At 73.1% G+C, this 24,349-nt stretch carries 19 protein-coding genes; 8 read left to right on the top strand and 11 right to left on the bottom strand.

Going from position 1 to position 24,349, the window contains the following annotated elements; genetic code table 11:
- The first annotated feature begins 6 nt into the window (after nt 1-6).
- The 3 genes from ABT084_RS16570 (at nt 7) to ABT084_RS16560 (ending at nt 6,341) form a co-directional block, all read left to right on the top strand.
- Nucleotides 7-1,392 carry a TIR-like protein FxsC gene (locus ABT084_RS16570; RefSeq protein ID WP_351043737.1) on the top strand — a complete coding sequence of 462 codons (1,386 nt, stop codon included), beginning with the start codon at nt 7-9 and terminating at the stop codon, nt 1,390-1,392.
- Complete coding sequence (gene fxsT, locus ABT084_RS16565) at nt 1,376-5,344, top strand: FxSxx-COOH system tetratricopeptide repeat protein (RefSeq protein WP_351043735.1); 3,969 nt, start codon at nt 1,376-1,378, stop codon at nt 5,342-5,344. The genes ABT084_RS16570 and fxsT overlap by 17 nt, the downstream gene beginning before the upstream one ends.
- 100 nt (nt 5,345-5,444) lie before the next feature.
- A complete protein-coding gene (locus ABT084_RS16560) occupies nt 5,445-6,341 on the top strand; it encodes a DUF4231 domain-containing protein (RefSeq protein WP_351043732.1) in 897 nt (298 codons plus the stop codon).
- A 42-nt stretch (nt 6,342-6,383) separates the two neighbouring features.
- Here ABT084_RS16560 and ABT084_RS16555 read toward each other — a convergent pair whose 3' ends face one another.
- From ABT084_RS16555 to ABT084_RS16540, 4 genes are all read right to left on the bottom strand, one after another.
- Nucleotides 6,384-6,863, bottom strand: coding sequence for a hypothetical protein (locus ABT084_RS16555; protein WP_351043729.1), 480 nt, complete (start codon nt 6,861-6,863; stop codon nt 6,384-6,386).
- A 100-nt stretch (nt 6,864-6,963) separates the two neighbouring features.
- Nucleotides 6,964-7,890, bottom strand: coding sequence for a S1 family peptidase (locus ABT084_RS16550; RefSeq protein WP_351043727.1), 927 nt, complete (start codon nt 7,888-7,890; stop codon nt 6,964-6,966).
- Nucleotides 7,891-7,978: 88 nt separating this feature from the next.
- Nucleotides 7,979-8,332 carry a hypothetical protein gene (locus ABT084_RS16545; protein WP_351043973.1) on the bottom strand — a complete coding sequence of 118 codons (354 nt, stop codon included), beginning with the start codon at nt 8,330-8,332 and terminating at the stop codon, nt 7,979-7,981.
- An 83-nt stretch (nt 8,333-8,415) separates the two neighbouring features.
- A complete protein-coding gene (locus ABT084_RS16540) occupies nt 8,416-9,825 on the bottom strand; it encodes a DUF5685 family protein (protein WP_351043724.1) in 1,410 nt (469 codons plus the stop codon).
- Between the two features lie 282 nt (nt 9,826-10,107).
- On the opposite strand from ABT084_RS16540, the gene ABT084_RS16535 reads away from it, so the two are divergent.
- Nucleotides 10,108-10,566 (top strand): cell division protein SepF, encoded by a 459-nt coding sequence (locus tag ABT084_RS16535; RefSeq protein WP_351043721.1) that lies wholly within the window; start codon nt 10,108-10,110, stop codon nt 10,564-10,566.
- A gap of 9 nt (nt 10,567-10,575) precedes the next feature.
- On the opposite strand, the gene ABT084_RS16530 is transcribed toward ABT084_RS16535, so the two are convergent.
- The gene (locus tag ABT084_RS16530; RefSeq protein WP_351043719.1) at nt 10,576-11,760 is read right to left on the bottom strand and encodes an acyl-CoA dehydrogenase family protein; all 1,185 of its coding nucleotides are present in this window, start codon (nt 11,758-11,760) and stop codon (nt 10,576-10,578) included.
- 739 nt (nt 11,761-12,499) lie between these two features.
- A complete protein-coding gene (locus ABT084_RS16525) occupies nt 12,500-14,125 on the bottom strand; it encodes an MFS transporter (protein WP_351043716.1) in 1,626 nt (541 codons plus the stop codon).
- Between the two features lie 351 nt (nt 14,126-14,476).
- On the opposite strand from ABT084_RS16525, the gene ABT084_RS16520 reads away from it, so the two are divergent.
- Both ABT084_RS16520 and ABT084_RS16515 read left to right on the top strand, forming a co-directional pair.
- Entirely contained in the window at nt 14,477-15,604 is a 1,128-nt protein-coding gene (locus tag ABT084_RS16520) for a putative hexosyltransferase (protein ID WP_351043940.1), read from the top strand.
- A 270-nt stretch (nt 15,605-15,874) separates the two neighbouring features.
- Nucleotides 15,875-16,957 carry a phosphatase PAP2 family protein gene (locus ABT084_RS16515; RefSeq protein ID WP_351043713.1) on the top strand — a complete coding sequence of 361 codons (1,083 nt, stop codon included), beginning with the start codon at nt 15,875-15,877 and terminating at the stop codon, nt 16,955-16,957.
- Between the two features lie 531 nt (nt 16,958-17,488).
- Here ABT084_RS16515 and ABT084_RS16510 read toward each other — a convergent pair.
- A complete protein-coding gene (locus ABT084_RS16510) occupies nt 17,489-18,211 on the bottom strand; it encodes a LysM peptidoglycan-binding domain-containing protein (protein WP_351043710.1) in 723 nt (240 codons plus the stop codon).
- A gap of 323 nt (nt 18,212-18,534) precedes the next feature.
- Here ABT084_RS16510 and ABT084_RS16505 point away from each other — a divergent pair, with 323 nt between their 5' ends.
- Both ABT084_RS16505 and ABT084_RS16500 read left to right on the top strand, forming a co-directional pair.
- Nucleotides 18,535-19,350 (top strand): DUF8842 C-terminal domain-containing protein, encoded by an 816-nt coding sequence (locus tag ABT084_RS16505; RefSeq protein WP_502968950.1) that lies wholly within the window; start codon nt 18,535-18,537, stop codon nt 19,348-19,350.
- 225 nt (nt 19,351-19,575) lie between these two features.
- Nucleotides 19,576-20,028 carry a hypothetical protein gene (locus tag ABT084_RS16500; RefSeq protein WP_351043707.1) on the top strand — a complete coding sequence of 151 codons (453 nt, stop codon included), beginning with the start codon at nt 19,576-19,578 and terminating at the stop codon, nt 20,026-20,028.
- Between the two features lie 19 nt (nt 20,029-20,047).
- Here the strand turns inward: ABT084_RS16500 and der are convergent, their stop codons facing one another.
- From der to ABT084_RS16480, 4 genes are all read right to left on the bottom strand, one after another.
- A complete protein-coding gene (gene der / locus ABT084_RS16495; RefSeq protein ID WP_351043704.1) occupies nt 20,048-21,514 on the bottom strand; it encodes a ribosome biogenesis GTPase Der in 1,467 nt (488 codons plus the stop codon).
- 76 nt (nt 21,515-21,590) lie between these two features.
- Complete coding sequence (locus ABT084_RS16490) at nt 21,591-22,280, bottom strand: lysophospholipid acyltransferase family protein (RefSeq protein ID WP_351043701.1); 690 nt, start codon at nt 22,278-22,280, stop codon at nt 21,591-21,593.
- Nucleotides 22,235-22,942 (bottom strand): (d)CMP kinase, encoded by a 708-nt coding sequence (cmk, locus tag ABT084_RS16485; protein ID WP_351043698.1) that lies wholly within the window; start codon nt 22,940-22,942, stop codon nt 22,235-22,237. The genes ABT084_RS16490 and cmk overlap by 46 nt, the downstream gene beginning before the upstream one ends.
- A gap of 152 nt (nt 22,943-23,094) precedes the next feature.
- On the bottom strand, nt 23,095-24,180 hold the full coding sequence (locus ABT084_RS16480; RefSeq protein ID WP_351043695.1) for a prephenate dehydrogenase: 1,086 nt from the start codon (nt 24,178-24,180) through the stop codon (nt 23,095-23,097).
- Nucleotides 24,181-24,349 lie beyond the last annotated feature (169 nt).

Genomic DNA, 24,349 nt, shown 5'->3' with positions numbered 1-24,349 from the left:
GGTCGTGTGCCCGCATCAGTGCAGCCGTACTTTTTTCTCAGTTATGCGCATACGCCGAGGTTCGGGGCCGGGGGGCCCGACCCGGACATGTGGGTGGAGCGGCTTTTCCGTGACCTCTCCGGCCACGTCATGGCCCTCACGGACCTGCCCGCCGGATCCGACGCCGGCTTCATGGACCGGGAGATACGCAGCGGCGAGGGCTGGTCGGAGCGGCTCGGCACGGCGCTGGCCAGCTGCCGGGTCTTCGTCCCGCTCTTCTCGCCGCGGTACTTCGCCAGCGAGATGTGCGGAAAGGAATGGTTCGCCTTCGCACACCGCACCATCCAGCGAACCGCCGTCAGCGGCGAGCCCGCCGAGGCCATCGTGCCCGCGTTATGGGTACCCGTACCGCCCGCGCAACTGCCCGGCCCCGCCGAGCGGCTCCAGTTCAACCACAACACCTTCGGCGAGCGCTACGTCACGGACGGGCTGTACGGCCTGATCAAACTGCGCGGGTACGCCGAACAGTACGAACGGGCCGTCTACGAGCTGGCCAAACGCATCGTGCGGGTCGCCGAATCGGTGCGCCTGGACATCAGCCGGCCCATGGACTACCGGGTGGTGCCCAGCGCGTTCGGCAGTCCGGGGGCCGCGGGCGGCCCCGGAAACTCGCCCCGCAGCCTGCACATCACCGTGGCCGCCGCCACCCGGCACGACCTCCCGGAGGGCCGCAGCCCCGAGTACTACGGCGACACCGCGCTGGACTGGAACCCGTACCATCCGGCCGCCCAGCGGCCCGTGGCCCACGTCGCCGAGGACCTGGTGCGCTCCCTCAACTACCAGACCACGCTCGGCTCCTTCGACGACGAGGCGGGTCACTTCGACACCAAGCAGCCGCCGACCCGCCCCGAGATCCTGATCGTCGACCGCTGGGCCGTCGCCGACGACCTGCGCCGCCAGCGCCTGGCCGCCTTCGACCAGGACCCGCGGCCCTGGGTGAGCGTGGTCGTGCCGTGGAACCGCTACGACCATCAGAGCCGGGCCAGGGAAACCGAGTTGACCGATCAGCTCGAGGAGACCATGCCGGTGAAGATGAGCCAGGGCCGGATCGCCTGCCGGGCCGCGGCGAACGGGGTGGCCAACATGGAGACCCTCGGCCAGATCCTGCCGCAGGTGGTCGAGGCGGCCGCGCAGCAGTTCCTCAGACACGCACAGGTCTATCCGCCCGCGGGCGGCACGCACACCGAACGGCGGCGACTGCTCGGGCCGATGGGGATGAACGAGCCACCGGCGCTGCCGCCCGCGCCGTTCCCGCCCGACACCGAAGGACACCACGCCCGGCCCACCGGGCGGCAGTTGGACGTCGACGGACCGACCAACCAAGCGGGGGACGCGGATGACAGCCAGTCGTGACGGACGGATCGTCACCTTCTACTCGTACAAGGGCGGCACCGGCCGCACCATGGCGCTGGCCAACACCGCCTGGATCCTCGCCGCCAACGGCAAGCGGGTCCTCGCGGTGGACTGGGACCTGGAGGCCCCGGGCCTGCACCGCTTCTTCCACCCGTTCCTGGACCCCTCCACCCTCGGGGCCACCACCGGGATCATCGACCTGATCAGCGAGTACGCGTGGGCCGCGACCAGCCCGGCGCAGCGCTCGGACGACTGGCACAAGGACTACGCGCGGATCCAGCCGCACGCCGTCTCCCTCACCCCCGAGACCCTCGGCTGGGAGTTCCCGGACGGCGGCACCCTCGACTTCGTCTCCGCGGGCCGGCAGAACCGCGAGTACTCCGCCACCGTCTCCACCTTCGACTGGGACAACTTCTACGACCGCCTCGGCGGCGGCCACTTCTTCGACGCGTTACGCGACGACATGAAGCGGAACTACGACTACGTCCTGATCGACAGCCGGACCGGGCTGAGCGACATCGCCGACATCTGCACGGTCCACCTGCCGGACGTCCTGGTCGACTGCTTCACCCTCTCCGACCAGTCCATCGACGGCGCGGCCTCCGTCGCCCGGCAGATCGACGAGCGGTTCAACGACCGCGGCATCAAGATCTATCCGGTGCCGATGCGCATCGACGAGGGCGAGAAGGAGAAGGCCGACGCGGGCCGCGCGCTGGCCAGGATCAAGTTCGACCGCTTCCCCAGCGGGCTCGGCGGCGACGAACTCACCGCCTACTGGGGTGCGGTGGAGATCCCCTACCGGCCCTACTACGCCTACGAGGAGACCCTGGCCACCTTCGGCGACGAGGCCGGGCTCACCAATTCCCTGCTCTCCGCCTTCGAACGGCTCACCGCCGTGGTCACCGAGGGCGAGGTCACCTCCATGCCCGCCATCGGCGAGGAGGTCCGGCTGCGGATCCGCGACGCCTTCACCCGGCGCCGCCCCGCGCTGCCCGCCGACCTCTTCCTGTCCTACGTCGCCGAGAACCGGATGTGGGCGGACTGGATCGAGTCGGTGCTCACCCGGGCCGGCTTCCGGGTCGTGCCCAAGGACGTCTCCGCCGAACGCCCGCCCACCGCCACGCCCGGGGACACCCTCGGCGGCGCGGGCCTGAGCATCGACACCGCCGCCCGGACCGTGGTGCTGCTCTCCAGCGCCTACCTCAAGTCGGCCCGGGCCGTGGACGTCTGGGAGCGGGCGGCCGCCGAGGACCCGACCGGCGGGCGGCGCCAGCTGGTGCCGCTGCGCGTGGGCGACGTACGCCTGAGCACCCCGTACATCGACCGCAATCCGGTGGACCTCTTCCGCCTCGACGAGATGCACGCCACCACCGCCCTGCTGCGCGCGGTGGAGCGGCCGATGGCCCTCAACGACGGGACCGGCAGCGCCACGGCGCCCGGGCCGCGCTTCCCCGGGACCGTTCCGAAGATCTGGAACGCGCCGCCCCGCAACCCCGGCTTCACCGGGCGCTCGATCGTGCTGGAGCGGATGCGCGACCAGCTCGGCGGGGGCATGGCCGTGGTGCTGCCGCAGCCGCAGACGCTGTACGGGCTCGGCGGGGTCGGCAAGACCCAGGTCGCGCTGGAATACGTCCACCGGTTCATGGCGGACTACGACCTGGTCTGGTGGATCTCCTCCGAGCAGACCGACGACGTGGTCGCGGCCCTCGCGGAGCTGGCCGTCCGGCTGGGCGCGCAGACCGGCGAGGACATGTCGGCTGCCTCGCAGGAGGCGATCGACCTGCTGCGGCGCGGGGTGCCCACCTCGCGCTGGCTGCTCGTCTTCGACAACGCGGACGATCCCGAGACGCTCAAGCGGTTCTTCCCGCCGAGCGGCCCCGGGCACGTGCTGGTCACCTCCCGCAACCAGAGCTGGTCGCAGTACGGGGACGCGCTGCCGGTGGACGTCTTCCTGCGCGAGGAGTCCATCGAGCACCTCCAGCGGCGGGCCCCCGGGCTCACCAAGGACGACGCCGAGCAGGTCGCGATCGCGGTCGGTGACCTGCCGCTCGCGGTCGAGCAGGCCGGTGCCTGGATCGCGGAGACCGCGACGCCGGTCTCCGCGTACCTGGAGCAGCTCGCCCAGCAGGCGGCCCGGGTGCTGGCCCTCAACCAGCCGCCCGGCTACCCGGAGCCGGTCGCGGCCACCTGGAACGTCTCCATAGAACGGCTGCAGAGCCGCTCCCCCGCCGCCGTGCGGCTGCTCCAGCTCTGCGCGTTCTTCGCACCGGAGCCGATCTCGGCGAACCTCCTCTACAGCAAGGAGATGATCGACGCCCTCAAGCCGTACGACTCCTCGCTCCAGGAGAAGCTGGTACTGGGCCGGGTGATCCGGGAGATCGGCCGCTTCGCGATGGCCAAGGTCGACCAGGTCAGCAACAGCATCCAGGTGCACCGCCTGGTCCAGGCCGTGATCCGGGCGCAGTTGACCGAGGAGGAGCAGCGCGAGGCCCGGCACGCGGTGCACCGGATCCTGGCGGGCGCCCGGCCGGACGACGACGAGCCGATAGACAACCCGGAGACCTGGCCGCGGTTCAACACCATCTGGCCGCACCTGACACCGTCCGAGGCCCGGTTCTGCAAGGAGCCGGAGACCCGGCGCCTGCTCATCGACCGCGTCCGCTACCTGTGGAAGCGCGGTGACTTCAAGGCGGCGTTCCAGCTCGGCGAGGAGCTGCGCGAGACCTGGAAGGACACTCTCGGCAACGACGACCTCCAGTACCTCTACCTGCGCTTCCACCTCTCCAACATCCTTCGCTCGCAAGGGCGGTTCGTGGAGGCCAAGGAGCTGGACGAGGTCACGCTGGAGCGCCAGCGCACGGCGCTCGGCCCGTCGCACCCGCACACCTACATGACCACCAGCGGCCTGGCGATGGACCTGGGCACCCTCGGCCGGTACGGCGAGGCGATGGAGCTGGCGACGGCCGCCCACGAGGGCTTCAGCCAGATCTTCCACGAGTCGCACCCCCGGACCCTGGCGGCCGCCAACAACCTGGCGCTGAACCTGCGCATGGTCGGGCAGTACGCCCGGGCCCGCGAGATCGACCAGGAGGTCTTCGACCGGCGCACCGAGGTGCTCGGCCCGGACCACCCGTACACCCTGTCCTCCGCCCAGAGCCTGGCCCGCGACCTGCGGGAGGTGGGCCGCTACGACGACTCGGTGCAGCTGCTGAGCCGGACGTACGAGATCTACAAGCGGCAGCTGGGCCGCGCCTTCCCGGGCACCCTCGCCGCCGCCAAGTCCCTCGCCGTCTCGCTGCGCCGCGCGGGCGAGCTGGAGGACGCGCGGCGGCTGACCACCGCCACCCGCAACCGCTACCGGGCCAAGTACACCTCGGTCAACCCGGACCTGCTGGCCTGCGAACTCAACCTGGCCGCCGACATGTTCGCGATCGGCGACGCGACGGGGGCCCGGGACCTGGCGCAGGAGGTCGTCGACGAGTACATGAAGGTGCCGGGCGAGCGGCACCCGTACACCCTGGCCGCGCTCAACAACCTCGCGGTGTTCCACTGGGGTTCGGGCGCCGCGGAGACGGCCGAGACCATGCTCCGCCAGGTGATCCGGCACATGCGCGAGGTCCTCGGCGACAACCACCCGCACACCATCTTCGCCAACCTGAACCTGGCGAACACCCTGGCCGATCTGGGCGATCCGGAGGGCGCGCTGGAGCTGGAGCGGATGGCGGTGATGCGGCTGCGCGAGGCGCTCGGCGCGCACCACCCCGAAACCCTGGCGAGCGCCTCCAACATGGCGGTCAGCCTCGACTCGATGGGCCGCAAGGAGGAAGCCACGCGGGTCCGCACGGAGGCGGTGAACGAGCTGACCAGGCTCCTGGGCGAGGAACACGGCCTGACCCGCTACGCACGCGACGAGCGCCGGGTCCACCGCGACCTGGAGCCGCTGGCGGTGTGACCGCCCGCGGGCGGGGCGGCCGCCGGGGACCGGGCAGGTCCCGGCGGCCGCCCCGCGCACCACTGGACAGCAGACTGGGGGGTTCGCTGTGACGGACAGCATGACCTTTCGAAACGAAGACCTGCCGGCCCTTTTCCACCACACCGACCAGGCGGCGATCTCGCGGCAGCGGGAGTCCACGCAGGCCACCCGCGCCCAGTTGCTGCTCCTCGTCGCGGCCGCGGCCGCCGGCGCGCTGCCGTCCTCGGCCCGGATCGGGTCGCTGCACCTGTTCGGGATGCTGAGCGCGCTGGCGTACGCGGGGGTGCTCGGCGTGGGCGTGCGCGCCACCCGGCGCCGGGCCCGCCCGCAGTGGCAGCTCAACCGCAGCGCGGCGGAGTTCATCAAGTCGCTGGCCTGGCGGTACGCCGTCCACGGGGCGCCGTTCGGCAGTGACGTGCCGGATGCGGCGCAGGTGTACGGGACCCGGCTGGAGGCGGGTCTGGACGAGCTGCGCAAGATGGGCTGGGAGGATCCGCGCACGGCCGGGATGGTGCCGGAGGGCGGGGAGATCACCGGGGCCATGCACCGGCTGCGGGGGCTCGGCTACCAGGTGCGGCGCGAGACGTACGTACGGGACCGGTTGATCGAACAGCGCAAGTGGTACCAGCGCAAGACGGAGGTGTCGCGGCGGGCCACGGCCGTGTGGTCGTGGTCGATCGTGCTGCTGACCTGTGTGGCCCTGCTGTTCGCGCTGCTGGGAGCCTTCGGGTCGGGGCCCGGGACGAAGCTGACGGGGCTGCTGAGCGCCGCCGCGGCGGCCGGGATCGCCTGGAACGAGGTGCGCCGCCACCATCCGCTGATCGAGGCGCACACGCTGATCGAGCAGGACCTGTCCGCGATGATGGTGGTGATGCAGACGACGATCACGGAGTCGCAGTGGCCCTCCGCGGTCTACGAGACGGAGCGGTACGTCTCTCCGCAGCACACGGACTGGCTGGCGCGCCACAGCAGTTGAGGCCCCAGGCACCGTCCGGCGGGCGTCGTACGACCGCGTCAGTCAGTCCCGTACGACGCCCGCGCGCCACAGGACGGTGACCGGCTTGCCCAATGCGCGCGCGTAGGCGACGATCTCGCCCGTGCCGCCGTGTCCACGGGCGGGCCGGCCGTCCCAGACGGCGACCAGCCGGTCGCAGCTGTCGGCGATGAAGGTGCCCGCCGCGTAGTACGCCTCGTCCGTGGAGCGGGCGAAGTCCAGCCGGATCTCCTGGGTGGCCAGCCGCCGCAGCCGGTGGTAGCCGGCGAGGGGCGCGCCGTCGGCGAAGGTGGCCTCGTAGTCGGCGCTGGGGATCACCACGGTGAGGTCGGCCCCGCACTGCAGGGCGATGTCGGCGAAGAGCTGGTCGGCCCCTTCGGCGAGGCTGGAGAGCGCCTCCAGCGGGCCGTCGTGGCCGTCGAGCACGGCCCGCAGCCCGTCCTCGACGTGGGCGAGCACCTCGCGCGGAAGGGACCGGTGGCCGGTCACCCCGATGCGTTTCATACACAAGCCTCCCCCGTGGATGCCCGGACACCCTGGACATCCTCCCAGAAGGCGGGGGGACGTCCAGGGTGCGAACGGGGGCGCGCGGTGCGGGACTTGATCAGTAGACGCTGACCCCGTAGGCCGCGAGGGCCTCGGTCACCGGCTGGAAGAAGGTCGTGCCGCCGCTGGAGCAGTTGCCGCTGCCGCCGGAGGTCAGGCCGATCGCACGGGTGCCGGAGTAGAGCGGGCCGCCGCTGTCGCCGGGCTCGGCGCAGACGTTGGTGCGGATCAGGCCGGAGACGATGTCGCCGCCGCCGTAGTTGACGGTGGCGTTGAGGGCCTGCACCGTGCCGCTGTGGATGCCGGTGGTGGAGCCGCGGCGGGTCACCGACATGCCGACGGTGGCATTGGCCGCGCTGGTGATGTCCTGGCTGCCGACGGTGCCGGCGTGGGCCAGCGAGGCGTTGTCGTAGCGGACCAGGCCGTAGTCGTTGCCGGGGAAGCTGGATCCGACGGTCGCGCCGATCGTGGTGGTGTGCGAGGTGCTCGTCCACCAGGTGCCCGCGCCGTCGGTGCAGTGTCCGGCGGTGAGCATGTAGTAGGTGCTCCCGCTGCGGACGTTGAAGCCGAGCGAGCAGCGCCAGCTGTTGGTGTAGATCGGGTCGCCGCCCGAGATCAGCTTGCTGAGTCTGCCCGGCGTGCGCTCGACGCGCAGGGCGCCGGCGTCCTTTCCGGCCTCGCGCTTGATTCTGGCGAGGTCGGCGCCCGAGACGGTGGAGTCCGCGGTCAGCACGAGGGTGCCGGTGGCGGGATCGGTGTACCAGGCGGTGCCGGCGACGTCGGCGCGCTGGACCGAGGCGCCGACGGCGGCGAGCCGGTCGGCGCTGAGCCCGCCGGTGTCGGAGCCGGAGCTGGCCGCGGCGGGCACGGTGAACGCGGCGACGGCGGCGAGGCCGGCCGCGAGGACCGCGAGCCGCGTGCGGGTGCGCGCACGGCCGCGGGCCGGAGTGGGGGCGGGGGTGTGGGGGATGTGCTTGAAGCTCATTACTCGTCCTCCCGGAGGGAATCGAGGCGCGGCGGACACATGGGCCTGGCCGTGCACCTGACAAGCACTGACCGGGAGTGTGGTGGCGTCAGATAGCGGTAGCAAGGGCGGATTTCAGCCTCCTCCCGCCCGCCGCGACGTCGAACTCGTCCACGGCGGCCCGGAGGGTGTGCGGGGCGCCCTGGAGCGCGAAGGCCGGCTCGCCGCCGCCCGGGAGCCCGGACGCCGGGCCGTAGGGGGTGGCCTCCGCCACGGTGAGGGCGGCTTCGGCCTCCGCCTCCCGCCACCGCCCCGGAACGGCCGGAATTCGACCCTCCGTGTATTCGGCGGGCCAGAGCGTGCCGACGCGGGCCGGGGGGCCGTAGGGGGCGGACACCGTGTCCACCCGGTGGGCGTGCCGATGCTTCCAGGCGATGGGAGCGTCCACCGCGTCAGGGACCATGCGGTCACATTTCCACACCGGCACCGCGCACACGGCCCACCGACAGCGCAAGGTACGCCGTACGGACCTGCGCTGACGCCGTATCAGCAGCCGCAGTCGCACCCGCCACAGTCACAGCAGTCGCACCCGTCGCAGCAACCGCCGTCACCGCAGCACCCGCAGTCACACCCGCCGCAGTCACAGCAGTCACAGTCGCAGTCGTCGCACCAGGGCTGCTTCTTCTCCCGCGACCAGGGCCCCTCGTGCTCGGCGCAGCAGAGCTGGCAGGTGCAGAAGAGACCGATGGAGACCGCGCAGCCCGCCAGCAGGCCTCGGCGCGGCTTCCGTGACGGCGGACCGCCGAAGCCGCCGCCACCCGGGCCGCCGGGACCTCCCGGGCCCATCGGCGGGGGCGCCACGGGTCCGCCGGGCGCGGTCGGGCCGTACGGATTGCTGCCGTACGGGTTGCCGCCGTGGGGGGTGTTGCCGTACGGGTTGCCGCCGTGGGGGGTGTTGCCGTACGGGTGGGCGGCGTACGGGTTGGCGCCGTGCGGAGCCCCGTTCGCCCCGTCCCGGGCGGGCGGCGGCGCGCCGAACCCCTGGCCCTGCCCGTGGCCGTGCCCCTGACCGGCGGAGGCGGCGCCCGCGTGCCCGCAGGAGCCGGTGCCGAAGGCCCGGTCCACCGAGGTCCGCAGCTCGTGGACGAGCAGCCGGTGCGCGAGCCCCGCGTCAACGAATTCGACCTCCCGCAGGGCCAGCCGTATCCCGTGCAGCGCGTCGTCGCACAGCCGCCGGGCCTCGGTGAGCGAGGTCCCGGTGGCCGTCAGCGGGTTCCAGGCCCCCGCGGCGGCGTCCGCGGCCTGGTCCTCCACCGCGTCCAGCAGGTGCGCGAGGCGCCCGAAGTACCGGCCCGCCTCAGCGAGCGCGGGGGCGTTGCCTGGCCGCCCGGCCAAGGTCGCGGTATGGGCGAAGGCGGCGGCCGTGGCGGTCTCGGTCGGCTCGGTCACCCGCAGCACCGGGGTGCCGATGCCGGCCAGTGCCTCGATGCCGCCCTGCCGGTCCACGGCGTCGACGAGCACCGTGGTGTCGAAGCCGAGGGAGGCGCCGGTGCGGGCCCCGGCGCGGTCCCAGCGCCGGGCCACGGTGCGCGCGGCGGCGGCCAGCGGAGCGCGCGCCAACAGGCCGTCGCGGTCGGCCACGTGGTCCCGTACCTTCGCCGAGGCGAGCACCAGGGAGACGGCGGCGGCGAGCCGCGCGCCCTCGCCGTTGGCCACCGGGGCGGTGCGCATCCCGCGCAGCGGGCAGGGGCCCGCCGTGCGCCGTGCGGCCGGGGCCGGTCCCGACTGAGCATCCGTCAGAACGGAGACGAGCAGCCCGTCATAGTTCGTGACAATGCGGGCGAACTGACCATGGTCCCCGCGAAGTGCCAGGCACAACCCGCAGAGATGGGCCATCCACTCCGCCTTGAACCGGTCTCCGAGCCGGTGCGTGCAAGGTCTGACGATGCCGAACAAGTGGTTCCCCCGTGTGTCAAGCGCGTGCGTGCGGGGCATCGTATCGAGCCCGGCCCTTCACCCGTACGTCCCCTGCGGTCACCTGAACGGATGCAGCGGTCGTATTTTCACTCAGTCAGCAGTGGGTAGACGCTGGGAACCTTGGCCCGCACCGGATGTTGTGCACCAGTACCGTCACGAAACCCCTGCGCGGCGACTATCCACTTGGCGCGTTGTCAGCATCATGGTCGACCATAGGGACGCGGAGAGAAGACAGACAGACCCCGGTGAAAGGAGGCGTCCATGGGTTCGGTACGCAAGGCGAGTGCCTGGCTGGGTCTCGTTGAGGACAGCAGCGACGAGCGGTACTACGACGACGAGTACGCGGAGGCCGCGGCGCAGAGCAACCACACGGGCGGTGTCGAGCGCGAGCAGTGGGTCACGGACCCGCGGATCAAGGTGGCGTCCGAGTCGGCCGTCGAGCAGGGCCGGCGGATCGCCACGGTGACCCCCGACGGCTTCCGCGACGCACGGGGCATCGGCGAGCTGTTCCGCGAGGGCGTGCCCGTGATCGTGAACCTGTCGTCGATGGACCCGGGCGACGCGAAGCGCGTGGTCGACTTCGCGGCCGGGCTGACCTTCGGCCTGCGCGGCTCGATCGAGCGGGTGGCGACCAGGGTCTTCCTGCTGACCCCGGCCGACACCCAGATCGTCAGCGGCGAGCCCGGCGGACGCACGCGCGACTTCTTCAACCAGAGCTGAGCAGGGCGCTCACCGGAAGGCGTCGAGCCCGGTGAGTGCCTTGCCCAGGACCAACTGGTGCATCTCGACGGTCCCCTCGTAGGTGAGGACCGACTCCAGGTTGGTGGCGTGCCGCATGACGGGGTACTCGAGGGAGATCCCGTTCGCGCCGAGGATGGTCCGCGCGGTGCGGCAGATCTCGATCGCCTCGCGGACGTTGTTGAGCTTGCCGAAGCTGATCTGCTCCGGCCGCAGGGTGCCCGCGTCCATGCGGCGGCCCAGGTGGTGGGCGAGCAGGATGCCCTTGTGCAGTTCCAGGGCCATGTCCGCGAGCTTGGCCTGCGTGAGCTGGAAGCCGCCGATCGGCCTCCCGAACTGCTCGCGCGTCTTCGCGTAGCCGAGCGCGGACTCGAAGCTGGCGCGCGCCGCGCCCATGGAGCCCCAGACGATCCCGTACCGCGCGTGGCTGAGGCAGCCCAGCGGTCCCTTGAGCCCGGTGACGCCCGGCAGCACCGCGTCCGCGGGCAGCCGTACGTCGTCCAGGACCAGCTCGCTGGTGACCGAGGCGCGCAGCGACCACTTGTGCTTGATCTCGGGAGCGGAGAATCCGGCGCTGTCGGTGGGCACCGCGAAGCCGCGGATCCCGTCGTCGGTCTGCGCCCAGACGACGGCGACGGCGGCCACCGAGCCGTTCGTGATCCACATCTTGCGGCCGTTCAGCACCCAGTCGGTGCCGTCGCGCTTGGCGTGGGTGCGCATGGCGCCGGGGTCGGAGCCGACGTCGGGCTCGGTCAGCCCGAAGCAGCCGATGAGCTCACCGGCGGCCATGCCGGGCAGCCAGCGCTGCTTCTGCTCCTCGGAGCCGTACTTCCAGATCGCGTACATGGCGAGCGAGCCCTGTACGGAGACCAGCGAGCGGATCCCGGAGTCGGCGGCCTCCAGCTCGAGGCAGGCCAGCCCGTACTGGACGGCGCTGGCGCCCGCGCAGCCGTACCCGGTCAGGGACATCCCGAGCGCCCCGATCGCGCCGAGTTCCCGGGCCAGCTCCCGGATCCCGGGCAGCTCGCCGTTCTCGTACCAGTCGGCGATGTGGGGCAGCACGCGGTCGGCGGCCCAGTCCCGGACGGTGTCGCGCACCGCGAGGTCCTCGGGGCTGAGCAGCTCGTCGAGCCCGAGGGGGTCGGTGGGGACGAAGGGCGTTTTCGACGCGGACACGGAGGGCCTCCCGGCGGACCTGAGACGAAACCTAGCGCCGCAAGTTTGTCCCCACGGGGCCCTGCGGTCCACCCCCCACCTCCGGCGGTGCGGCGGTGCGGCGGCCCGGGGTAACGGGCTGGACCGACGTCCTCAAACGCCGGACGGGCTGGGGTGGCGTCCTCAAACGCCGGACGGGCTGGAGTAGCCGCCCCCGAGGCACCGGGCGGGACTGGTCGGCAGTCAGTGACAGCTACGGTCGGCCGCGGCGGCACACGGCGGGTCGCTACCCCCTTCCAGCCCCGCCGGCGTTTGAGGCGCCGGGCCCCGGGGCCGCCCCAGCCCCGCCAGCGCTTGCCACGCAGGACCACCCCCAGCCCCGCCAGCGCTTGAGGCGCAGGGCCCTCCCAGCCTCGCCGGCGTTTGAGGCGCGGGGCCACCACCCCCAGCCCCGCCGGCGTTTGAGGCGCGGGGGCCGGGGCGGAGCCTCGGGGAACGGGGGAAGGGTGGGGAGGGGCAGGCCCCGCGCAGCGGAACCCGGCCCCTGGCGACGGGAAGGCCGCCGGGCACGAGGTCGGGGTCAGGCCACCGGGGCCGGGGCCGGGCCAGGATCAGGCCACCGGACCCGGGGCCAGGGTCAGGCCACCGGACCCGGGGCCAGGGTCAAGCCACCGGACCCAGGGCCAGGGTCAAGCCACCGGACCCAGGGCCGGGGTCAAGCCACCGGGCCCGGGGCAGGCGTGGATGCGCTCGGGCGGGGTCAGGATGCGTGGTGGGAGGCGGCGCTCGGGGACGGGTCGGGAGCGGGGGGAGTCTGGTGCGGGAGCCAGGGGGCTTCCTCGGCCGGCTCCGACGGGGCCATGTCGCGCGGGAGCCTCAGGGCCATCGCCGCCCCGGCGAACAGGAGCACCGCACTCACCCCCAGCGTCACGTGCAGCCCGTGCACGAAGGAGTGCCGCGCGGCGGAGTAGAGCGACTCCCCCGCGGGACCGCCAAGGCTCCGCGCGATCTGATAGGCCTCCCCGAGCGAATTCGCCGCCCGCCCGGAATCCGCCGCCGAAACCCCCGGCACCTCCCGCAACCCGGGAATGTAGGCGGCGTTCATGACACTGCCGAGCAGCGCGATGCCCATCCCCGCCCCCAGCTGGTAGGACGTCTCGCCGATCGCCGCCGCACCCCCCGCCTTGCCGGCCGGAGCCTCGCTCAGCATGGACTCGTACGCGGCGAAGAGCGTCGTCTGCAGCCCGAAGCCGAGCACCACGAAGCCGCCGGTGAGCAGCCAGGGCCGGTCGTCGACGCCCATCAGCGTCAGCAGCAGCACGGCGCAGGCGGTGAGCGTGAACCCCAGCGAGACCATCGCGCGCGGCCCGACCCGCTGGAGGGTGTACGAGCCGGTGGCCCCCGCCGCCATCGCCGCGAAGGTGAGCGGCAGCAGCCGCAGACCGGTCTCCAGCGGGGTCAGGTGCAGCACCAGCTGGAGGTACTGGACGGCGATCAGCTCCAGCCCGACCAGCGCCAGCATGGCGAGCACGATGCAGCCCACGGAGGTGGAGAAGGCGACCCGGGAGAAGAGACCGATGTCGACGAGGGGGTACCTGCGCCGCTTCTGACGGCGTACGAAGAGCACCAGCAGCGCCGCCCCGATCAGCAGCGGCACCACCGCCCCGGCCTCGAGCAGGGTCCGGTCGGCGCCCGCGCGCTTGATCCCGAGCACCGACCCGAGCACGCCCCCGGCGGCCATCAGCGCGCCGAGTACGTCCCAGGGCCCGTCGTTCGCCCCTTCGGACTCGGGCAGCAGCCACCGCCCCAGCGGCAGGATCAGCGCCATCAGCGGGATGTTGATCAGGAAGACGGAACCCCACCAGAAGTGCTGGACGAGGAAGCCGCCGATGACCGGGCCACTGGCCGCGCCGACGGCGGCGACCGCGGTCCATATGCCGATCGCCAGGGCCCGCTCGCGCCGGTCGGGGAAGACCGTGCGCAGGATCGACAGGGTGGCGGGCATGATCATCGCACCGCCGACGCCGAGCAGCGCGCGGGCGGCGATGAGCAGCTGCGCGTGGTCCGCGAGGGCGGCTATCGCGGAGGCGATGCCGAAGAGCCCGTAGCCGAGCAGCAGGATCCGGCGACGGCCGACCCGGTCACCGAGGGTGCCGAAGAGGATCAGCAGCGAGGCGCAGACCAGGGGGTAGGCGTCGACGATCCAGAGCAGTTCGATCGAGCCGGGGCGCAGGTCCTCGGTCACCGAGGGGACGGCGACGTGCAGGATCGTCGCGTCGAGCGCGACGAGGAGCAGGCTGACGCAGAGGACGGCCAGTACGGCCCAGCGGTTGGCGCCGCCCGAGAGCGCGCCGAGCCGCTGCCGGAGGGTGTTCGTCCCCGACATGCATCTACCTCCCAGGTGAGCTCCTCGCCTCGGCGGACCAGCGTCCGACGGCCGCGGGTGGCGGCGTCCCACGGGGTCCGGCATCGACGCGCGAGTGAACGGACAGCGTACGCGAGTTCGAGCCACCGCCGACGTGGCCAAGCTCTCATCCCGGTCACGTTCGCACGGCGGCGTACGTCCTCGCCCGGCGGCCGCCCCGGTCCGTCCCGGCGGGGCGCCCAGCCTGGTCAAGGGCCGTATCCCCCCGACCGGCCCCGGATAATCGACCCTGTGAACGACCACGCCCCGCCCGCCCCGCCCGCCCCGCCGTACCCCGGGAACCGGCCTCCCCGCCGCTTCCCGGGTCCCGCCCTGCGCCGCTTCCCGAGCCCCGCCCTGCGCCGGGCCGCGCCCGCCCTCGCCGCCTTCGCCGCGGTCCGGGCGCTCGGGCTGGTCGCGCTGTGGGCGTGGGGACGGGCGGCGGGCAGCAGCGCGCACACGCTGCTCTCCGCCCGCTGGGACTCCCTCTGGTACGCGCGGGTCGCGGCCGGGGGGTACGGGTACGAGGTGGTGGCCGCGAACGGCGACGTCCACTCGAACCTGGCCTTCTTCCCGCTGCTGCCGTGGCTGGAGCGGGCGGTGGCGGCGCCGACCGGGCTGGCGTACGGGGACGCGGGCCTGGTGGTGGCGTGGACCGCGTCCCTGGCCGCGGCCTGGGGGATCTTCGCGGTCGCGGACCTGCTGTACGGGCGCCGGGCCGGGGTCCTGGCCGTGGCGCTCTGGGCCGCGCTGCCGGTCGGGATCGTGCAGTCCATGGCGTACAGCGAGGCCCTCTTCACGGCGCTGGCGGCGTGGGCGCTGTACGGGGTGCTGCGCGGCCACTGGCTGTGGGCGGGCGCGCTGGCCGCGGCGGCCGGGCTGACCCGGCCGGTCGGTGCCGCGGTGGTCGCGGCGGTCTGGGTGGCGGCCGCGGCGGCCTGGCGGCGCGGTGAGCGCTCGTGGCGGACGGCGGCCGGGGTGGCGCTGGCCCCGCTGGGGGCGGCGGCGTACGTCCTGTGGGTCGGCGCGCGCACGGGGGGCGGGCTCTTCGGGTACCTGGACGTGCAGGCCGGCTGGGGCAACGGCTTCGACGGGGGCTGGGCCTTCGCCCGGTTCGTCGCGGGCCGGCTGGGCTCGGCCGCGCTGCCCGGGGTCCTGGCCGGGCTGGGGCTGATCGCGGGGGTCGCGCTGGTGCTGTGGCTGTGCGTGCTGTGCGTACGGCAGCGGCAGCCCTTGGCGCTGCTGGTCTACGGCGGGATCGTGGTGGCCCTGGCACTGTGTGCCTCCGGGTACTTCGGGTCGAAGCCGCGGCTGCTGCTGCCCGCCTTCCCCCTGCTGCTGCCGGTGGCGGTGGCCCTGGCCCGCCGGCGCAGCGGCCGGGCGGCGGCGGGGCTGGGGGCGCTGGCCCTCGCTTCGGCGGTCTACGGCGCCTGGTGGCTGAACGGATCGGGGCCTCCGTAGCGGGGCGGCGGCCATAACGAGGGAGCCGTAACGGAAGGGGGAATTCCGAACCATGTTTGTGCAAAAGAATTCAACCCGCACCCATAAAGCCCCGATAAACGTGTCACCGTATTCAGGACACATGTGGACCACGCCTCGGCAGCCAAACCAGCGGACATTGCCGGATTCCGGGAAATAAAGACCCGAACGAGACCAACTCCACATCACATGGTCATCACAAAGCCCGGGATTCGACCGGGCGGCCCATCGGCGCGCGGTAACGTCGATTGGGTGCGTACCGACCAAATTTTCACCCGTCTGGAGCGGGTCTTCGCCCGCCTCGACCGGGAACCCGAACGACCGGCTCATCTGCAAGTGCCGCAGATGAGCCGGCACCGTGTCGTGCTCTTCGGCGCGACGCTCGTGTTCTACCTGGCGATCGTGATCGGGGTACTGACCACTTCGTGGCTGGTGCGGCTCGACTGGCAGCTCATGTTCTTCCGGCCGTACGAGCAGTGGCCGCAGGTGCACGCCTTCCTCGACTACCTCGTGGTGCTGGGCCAGCGCGGCCCCACCTCGATGATGGTGATGGCGTGGCTCGGCTGGCGCTGCTGGCGCCAGCACACCCTGCGCCCGCTGATCACCCTCGGCGTGGCGCTGCTCGCGCTCAACGTGACCGTGGGCTCCGTGAAGCTCGGTCTCGGCCGCCTCGGCCCGCACTACGCGACGCAGATCGGCTCCGCCGAGATGTTCGGCGGCGGCGATATATTTCCTTCCGGCCACACCGCCAACGCCGTCGTGACCTGGGGGATCCTGGCCTACCTGGCCTCCACCGGAGTCACCCGGCGGGTGCTGTCGACGGCTTCCGCGATCGTCGCGCTCAGCGTCGGCGCCACCACCGTCTACCTCGGTACGCACTGGGTCAGCGATGTGCTGCTCGGCTGGGCCGCCGGGCTGCTGGTGCTGCTCGCCCTGCCGTGGTTCGAGCCGTTCATCGCGCGGGCCGAGGCCTTCATCATGGAGCAGCGCGTCGCCTGGCGGCTGCGCCGGGAGAGCGGTCGGGGCGCCGTGCCCGTGTCCGTCGCGCCGCTGTCCGCCCACGCCAAGGTGTTCGCCCAGCGTGCGGCCGAGGCCGTCGTCGTGGGCGAGGAGCCGGCTCCGGTGGCCGCGGGTGCCGCTGCCGCTGGCGCGGCCGGGCACGGCACCGCCACGGTCACGGCCGCCCGGACGGCCGCGCCGCACGTGGCCGCCCGGCCGCACATCATCCGCTCGGAGCGGACGCCGGTCACGCCGGTCGGCAGCCGTCGGCCGCCGCACAACGAGCGTGACCGCGGCGGGCGCAATCCGGCGACCCGCCCGGTGACGGGCGGCTGAGGCCGCGCTCGGGCGGGGGACGGTACGCACAGCCTCCGCCCGCCGCACCCGCTCCACAGGCGCTCGACCCGACTGCCGCGAGCCGGACCATCGTCCGGACCGCGGCAGTCGTGCGTCAGCCGTACGCCCGGGTGTTCGTCCAAACCGGGTCACGCTTGTGTCACGGATTGCCGACAGTCGTTCCGGCCGCCGAGTTCCGCCGGGCAATTGTTTACGGGCCCGCGAGACGCCCGCCGCGGGCTCTCATTCCAATTCCCGCCCGAAACCCGGCAATTCCCCGCCGCCCCGATGCGACGCCCCCTCACCTTTTCTCCCCGGCCGGGCAGTCGACCGCCCCCGGGTACGAATCCCCAGCCAGGCCGAGCTCGCCTCCGGCAGGCCCCCAATCGCCGGCCCAGGCCGAGCTCGCCTCCGGCGGGCCCTCAAACGCCGGGCAGGCTGACGTGCCCGCCCGCAGCCGCACCACCCCCAGCCCCGCCGGCGTTTGAGGCGCCGCCGGAGGCGAGCTCCGCCCACCCGGCGGCCGAGGGGTCAGCGTGCAGGCACCCGCGGCACCGCCGGGACCGCGCTCGGCGCCGGAGCCGGGACCGGGGCAGGGGCTGGGGCTGGGGCTGGGGCTGGGGCTGGGGCTGGGGCTGGGACCACGCTCGGGGCCGGGGCAGGGGCCGGGGGCGGGAGGGTGAGGAGGGTGCCCACCGGGAGGGTGGAGGGGTCGGGGCCGAGCAGGGCGCGGTTCGCCTCGTACAGCGCCCGCCACCCACCCCGCACCCGATGCCTCCGCGCGACCGAGTCCAGCGTGTCCCCGCCCCGCACCACATGCATCCGCCCCGCCAGCCCGTACCGCTTCGCGCAGACCGGCCACGCCTCCCACCCCTGCGTCCCCAGGACGTCCTCCGCCACCCGGATCTGCTGGTCCCGCACCGCCAGGTCCGCGCGCGGCGCGTAGCCGAGGCCCCCGTGCTCCTCCCACGTCGGCTGCCAGAACTGCAGCCCGCCGTAGAAGCCGTTGCCGGTGTTGACGTTCCAGCGCCCCCCGCTCTCGCAGTCCGCGACGCAGTCCCACGGCCACTGACCACCCGGCCCGCAGTCCCCCGGCCCGGTGCCGATCACCCCCGGCGCGCCGACGGCCGAGGCCCCGGCGGGCCCGGGCGCGGGCGGTGGCGGGGCCGAGGCGTAACCGCGCGACGCCACCGACGGTACGAACACCAGCGCGGCAGCCACCAGCACGGCCGCCCGGATCCGGAGTGTGGGCATCGCGTCACGCTACGCACCCCGGCGGCCCGCCCCGCCCCGCCACGCGGCGCACTCCCGGCCGCCACCCGGAAGGCCGATCCGCCGACCCCGCCGAAGCGTGCATTCCACGCCGCCAACTGACCACAAATGAAAAAGAGTTGGCACGAATACAAAGCCGCGGTCAGTCCATTCACTCGTCCGGGGGTCAGGTTCGATTCCGTTCCCTCATCCGGCGTGACCCCGGCCACCGCTCCCCCGTTGATCCCGGCGAGCCGGGAACCGCCCGGCCCCGCACGCCGAGACGGAACGGCCCTCCGGTCCGTCGTAGTCCGAGGAGTCACTCCGTGCCGCGCATGCTCGAGGTCAGTGATGACGTACGCGCCGAGATCGGCGACGAAGAAGCCAACCGGCTGCTCGCCGGTGACCAGGCCCCGAGCAGTTACGACTGCACCTCGTGCCGCACCCCGGGAGACTCGGAGCGCGAGCAGACCAGCACCGTGCTCTTCGTCGGCGAGGAGACGGCCGTCCTCGCCTTCGCGCACGCCCTGTGCATCCCCTCCCAGGTGGTCAACGTCTCGGAGGCCCAGCTCCAGGGCGCCGTCCGCAGCATCACCGGCACCGACCCGGCCGCCGAGGGGTCCGCGGACACCTTCGCCGACCCGGAGGTCCCCCAGTCCGTACCGGGCGGCCAGGCCGTGCTCGGCATCACCAGCGGGCTGGTCCTGATCGGCGGCGAGCTGCACCCGGCCCTGGTCGTCGAGCCGACCGCGCCGATCGCCCGCCCCGGCACCGACGGCCCCGGCGACGACTTCCTGCCGCTCCTCATCGAGCAGGGCTTCATCCCGGTCACCGACACCTCCACCCTGCCCTCGCAGCTGAGCGGCTGGTCGGTGCTGCTCGCCGCGGGCCTGCTGCACGCCGTGCTCCAGCCCGGAATCGACGGCGGCGCCCCCACCTCCTGGTGGCAGGCCCACAAGGCGCTCTCCGTCACCGACGGCTGGCGCAACGCCGTCAACAAGACCCAGCGCGTCCTCGTCTACGCCGCCCCCGTCGGCTCCATCGGCCAGCAGCCCCGCGAGGACCTGCTGCGCGACGCGCTCGACAAGGCGGCGGCCGGCGGCAAGCTCGTGGCGGCCTCGATGCCGCTCGCGGGCACCTGAGCCCCGCCCCACCCCCACCGGACTGCCGTCGTCCGGTCCCGGCCCCGTCCGGGCCGGGACCGCGCGGCGGCGTGCGCCGGGGGTGCGCGGTCCGTCCCGCACACCCCCGGCGATCTGCGATTTCTCCCCGGCGCCCCGCATCCGCAGGGCGCCGGTTTCGTTGGCAGATACGTGCATTCATACGATCCCCCCCGCGCCCCGTCCCATTCGAGCCCCATCCCCCCGATGCGCCCCGCATGGACACGGGAGGGGGCGCACGCCGCGCCGCACACCGTCTCGCCCACCCCGATCTTCGACGCCCTGTACTCGGAGTACCTGCGCTCCTTCCGGGCCCTGCCGGGCGACCGCAGCGGCGAGGAGGACCTCGGGTTCACGGCCTTCGGGGCCGGCTCCACCGGGCACGGCGCCGCGCTGGCCACCACCGGCTACCCCGGCTCGTACAGCAGCGGCCAGACCAGCACCAGCGGCTGGAACGGCTCCGCGTGGCAGACCGACCCGTGGCAGCCCTCGTACGCCCCCCAGCCCGCGTACGTCCCCCAGCCGTCCTACGCCGCCCAGGGCGCCCAGGGCTACGCGACGGCGGGCAGCGTCCCCGGATACGCCAACGGGCGGCAGCACCAGACCGGGATGCAGCACATCCCGGCGGCCCTGCCGCCCGCTCCGCGCCGGGGCTACTGACCCCCGGCGGACCTTCCGGTCAGCTCTTGCCCTTGCTCTTGTTGAAGCCGCGCTTCTCGCGCACCCGCACGGAGATGTGGATCGGGGTGCCCTCGAAGCCGAACTCCTCGCGCAGCCGGCGCTCGATGAAGCGCCGGTAGCCGTGCTCGAGGAAGCCGGAGGCGAAGAGGACGAACCGCGGCGGCTTGGTGCCCGCCTGGGTGCCGAACAGGATGCGGGGCTGCTTGCCGCCGCGCACCGGGTGCGGGTGGGAGGCGACGATCTCGCCGAGGAAGGCGTTCAGCCGGCCCGTCGGGACGCGCGTCTCCCAGCCCGCGAGGGCGGTCTCGATCGCCGGGACCAGCTTGTCCATGTGGCGGCCGGTGAGGGCGGAGACGTTGACGCGGGGGGCCCAGGCCACCTGCTGCATCTCGGTCTCGATCTCGCGCTCGAGGTAGTAGCGGCGCTCCTCGTCCAGCTCGTCCCACTTGTTGTAGGCGATGACGATGGCGCGCCCGGCCTCGACGGCCATGGTGATGATCCGCTGGTCCTGGACGCTGATGTTCTCGGTGGTGTCGATCAGGATGACCGCGACCTCCGCCTTCTCCACGGCGGCCGCCGTGCGCAGGGAGGCGTAGTAGTCGGCGCCCTGCTGGAGGTGGACCTTCTTGCGGATGCCCGCGGTGTCCACGAACTTCCAGGTGATGCCGCCGAGGACGATCAGCTCGTCGACCGGGTCGCGGGTGGTGCCGGCCAGCTCGTTGACGACGACCCGGTCCTCCTTCGCGACCTTGTTCAGGAGCGAGGACTTGCCGACGTTCGGGCGGCCGATGAGCGCGATCCGGCGCGGGCCGCCGGGGGCCGCGGCGCCGAAGGTCTGCGGCGGGGCCTCGGGCAGCGCCTCCAGGACCGCGTCGAGCATGTCGCCCGTACCGCGGCCGTGCAGCGAGGAGACCGGGTGCGGCATGCCGAGGCCGAGCGACCACAGCGAGGACGCGTCGGCTTCGCCGCTCTGGCCGTCCACCTTGTTGGCGCAGAGCACGACGGGCTTGCCCGCCTTGCGCAGCAGCCGCACGACGGCCTCGTCGGTGTCGGTGGCACCGACCTTGGCGTCCACGACGAAGACGACCGCGTCGGCGGTCTCGATCGCGTACTCGGCCTGGGCGGCGACGGACGCGTCGATGCCGAGGACGTCCTGCTCCCAGCCACCGGTGTCCATCACCTTGAACCGGCGGCCGGCCCATTCGGCGTCGTACGAGACGCGGTCGCGGGTGACGCCCGGCTTGTCCTCGACCACCGCTTCGCGGCGGCCGATGATGCGGTTCACCAGGGTCGACTTGCCGACATTCGGGCGGCCGACGACGGCGAGGACGGGGAGCGGGCCGGCGCCCGCCTCCTCGATCGCGCCTTCGACGTCCTCGATGTCGAAGCCTTCTTCCGCGGCGAGCTCCATGAACTCCGCGTACTCGGCATCTCCGAGTGCTCCGTGGTCGTGCTGGTCGTTCATGAAGTCCGTTCCTCGTCGTTCGTGGTGATCGGTGGCACCCGCAGCGTGCGGATCCACTACTGAGTTCAAGTCTCGCCTAGCGGCCGGTCAGCCGCTTGGCGTCGGCCAGGTGGCGGGTCAGCCGGTCCTGGATGCGTACGGTGGCCTCGTCGAGCGCCGTGCGGGTCCGGCGGCCACTGCCGTCGCCCGCGTCGAAGGCGTCGCCGAAGACGACGTCGACACGGCCGCGGAAGGGCGGCAGTCCCTTGACCAGCCTGCCACGGCTCTCGGTGCTGCCGAGCACCGCGACGGGCACTATGGGCGCTCCGGCGCGGACCGCGAAGTAGGCGAGGCCCGCGCGCAGCGAGGCGAAATCGCCCTCGCCGCGGGTGCCCTCGGGGAAGATTCCGAGCACTCCGCCGTCGTCGAGGACGCCCAGGGCGCGGGTGACGGCCGTCCGGTCGGTGCCGGAGCGGTCGACCTTGACCTGTCCGATGCCGTCCAGGAAGGGACCGAGCGGGCCGATGAACGCTTCCTGCTTGATCAGGAAGTGCACGGGCCGCGGCGCGGTGCCCATGACCATGGGTCCGTCGACGTTGTGGGAGTGGTTGACGGCCAGGATGAGCGGCCCGGAGGCCGGTACCTTCCACGCGCCGAGCACCCGGGGCCTCCAGAGCCCGTACATGAGCCCGATCCCGATCCGCCGGCCGACCGCCGCACCCTTGAGGGAGGGCGTTTCGCTCACTGGCCGCCCGCCCTCTTGTCCTCCACGAGGGTCACGACGCACTCGATGACCTGGTCGAGGGTGAGATCCGTGGTGTCGACCTCGACGGCGTCCCCGGCCTTGGCCAGCGGGGAGGTCTTGCGGCCGGAGTCGGCCGCGTCGCGCTTGATCAGCGCCGCCTTCGTGGCCGCGAGGTCCTGGGCCTGCGCGCCCTTCAGCTCGCCGCTGCGGCGGGCGGCGCGCGCCTCGGCCGAAGCGGTGAGGAAGACCTTGAGGTCGGCGTCGGGCAGGACGGTGGTGCCGATGTCCCGGCCCTCGACGACGATGCCGTCGGCCTCGTCGGCCGCTTCGGCGGCGATGGCGCGCTGCAGGCCGGTGATCAGGGTGCGCACCTCGGGGACCGCGCTGACCGCGCTGACCTTGGAGGTGACCTCCTGGGTGCGGATCGGCCCGGCGGCGTCGAGGCCGTCCACGCTGATGGTGGGCGCGGTGGGGTCCGTACCGGAGACGATGACGGGCTTGCCCGCCGCGAGCGCGATGGCCTGCGGGTCGTCGAGGTCGATCCCGTTGGTGATCATCCACCAGGTGATGGCCCGGTACTGCGCACCGGTGTCCAGGTACCGCAGCCCGAGCTTGGCGGCGACGGCCTTGGAAGTGCTGGACTTGCCCGTGCCGGACGGACCGTCGATGGCGACGATCACGGCGGACTGAGCGGCGGTTTCCACGGGGCGAGCACCTTCCTGGTTGCGCGTACGTGTCCGGGCGCGCGAAAACGCCCCTCCTTAAGGTTACCGACTCGCCGGGGCCCCTGACGCCGGTCGGTGCGGGGGCCACCGGGAGGGCCGCCGGGAGGGCCGCCGCGACCCGGCCGGGAGGCCTACTGGCGCAGGGCCCAGCCCCGCTCCCGCAGCTCCGCGGTGAGGCCCGCGGCGGCCCTGGGCTCCACGCTGAGCTGGACCAGACCCGCCTGCTGCCCGTTGGCGTGCTCGATGCGTACGTCCTCGATGTTGACCCCGGCCCGCCCGGCGTCCGCGAAGATGCGGGCCAGCTCGCCCGGCTGGTCGCTGATCAGCACGGTCACGGTCTCGTACACGGTCGGCGCGGAGCCGTGCTTGCCCGGCACCCGCACCCGGCCCGCGTTCCCGCGCCGCAGCACGTCCTCGATGCCGTCCGCGCCGCCGCGCCGCTTCTCCTCGTCCGCCGACTGCAGGCCGCGCAGTGCCTGCACGGTCTCCTCCAGGTCGGCGGCGATCCCGGTGAGCACGTCGGCGACCGGACCGGGGTTGGCGGAGAGGATCTCCACCCACATCCGCGGATCGGAGGCGGCGATCCGGGTGACGTCGCGGATGCCCTGCCCGCACAGCCGTACGGCGCTCTCGTCGGCCTCCTCCAGCCGGGCCGCGACCATGCTGGAGACGAGCTGCGGAGTGTGCGAGACCAGCGCGACCGCCCGGTCGTGCGCGTCGGCGTCCATCACGACGGGCACGGCCCGGCACAGCGCGACCAGCTCCAGCGCCAGGTTCAGCACCTCGTGGTCGGTGTCGCGGGTCGGGGTCAGCACCCAGGGCCGCCCCTCGAACAGGTCGGCCGTACCGGCGAGCGGTCCGGAGCGCTCCTTGCCGGCCATGGGGTGCGTGCCGATGTACGCCGTGAGGTCCGCGCCCAGGGCCTCCAGCTCGCGCCGCGGCCCGCCCTTGACGCTCGCCACGTCCACGTAGGCCCGGCCCAGGCCGCGCCGGATCGCGTCGGCCAGGGTCGCGGCCACGTGCGCGGGCGGTACGGCGACGATCACGAGGTCGACCCTGCCCTCGGCGGGCTCGTCCGTACCGGCCCCGAAGGAGGCGGCCGTACGGGCCTGGGCCGGATCGTGGTCGGTGAGGTGGACGGTGATCCCGCGGGCGGTGAGGGCGAGGGCCGCGGAGGTGCCGATCAGTCCGGTTCCGATGACGACGGCGGTTCTCACTGGGGGCTCCTCGGGTGGATCACGCTCGGGGCGGGCACTGCGCCGCGCGGGTCCAGCGTAGCCAGGCCGGACGTGCCGGGGCCCGGCGGTCCGTCCCGCGGGGGGGGGGGCGGGGGCCGGGTACGCGGCGGGCGGGGTCGGGGAGGTAGAGGGGGGGGCTCAGGTGCTC

Source organism: Streptomyces sp. NPDC002138, from assembly GCF_040296485.1.
In the GTDB taxonomy this organism is placed as follows: domain Bacteria; phylum Actinomycetota; class Actinomycetes; order Streptomycetales; family Streptomycetaceae; genus Streptomyces.
Note: the sequence above shows the minus strand (reverse complement) of the source record. Positions and strands in the feature narration are given on the sequence as shown.

What these genes read in the sequence shown, in the direction of transcription:
- ABT084_RS16545 (WP_351043973.1), bottom strand. Translation starts at nt 8,332, where the DNA reads ATGGTCCCTGACGCGGTGGACGCTCCCATCGCCTGGAAGCATCGGCAC.
- ABT084_RS16510 (WP_351043710.1), bottom strand. Translation starts at nt 18,211, where the DNA reads ATGCCCACACTCCGGATCCGGGCGGCCGTGCTGGTGGCTGCCGCGCTG.
- fxsT (WP_351043735.1), top strand. Translation starts at nt 1,376, where the DNA reads ATGACAGCCAGTCGTGACGGACGGATCGTCACCTTCTACTCGTACAAG.
- der (WP_351043704.1), bottom strand. Translation starts at nt 21,514, where the DNA reads ATGAACGACCAGCACGACCACGGAGCACTCGGAGATGCCGAGTACGCG.
- ABT084_RS16555 (WP_351043729.1), bottom strand. Translation starts at nt 6,863, where the DNA reads ATGAAACGCATCGGGGTGACCGGCCACCGGTCCCTTCCGCGCGAGGTG.
- ABT084_RS16525 (WP_351043716.1), bottom strand. Translation starts at nt 14,125, where the DNA reads ATGTCGGGGACGAACACCCTCCGGCAGCGGCTCGGCGCGCTCTCGGGC.
- ABT084_RS16500 (WP_351043707.1), top strand. Translation starts at nt 19,576, where the DNA reads ATGCGCCCCGCATGGACACGGGAGGGGGCGCACGCCGCGCCGCACACC.
- ABT084_RS16550 (WP_351043727.1), bottom strand. Translation starts at nt 7,890, where the DNA reads ATGAGCTTCAAGCACATCCCCCACACCCCCGCCCCCACTCCGGCCCGC.
- ABT084_RS16560 (WP_351043732.1), top strand. Translation starts at nt 5,445, where the DNA reads ATGACCTTTCGAAACGAAGACCTGCCGGCCCTTTTCCACCACACCGAC.
- ABT084_RS16535 (WP_351043721.1), top strand. Translation starts at nt 10,108, where the DNA reads ATGGGTTCGGTACGCAAGGCGAGTGCCTGGCTGGGTCTCGTTGAGGAC.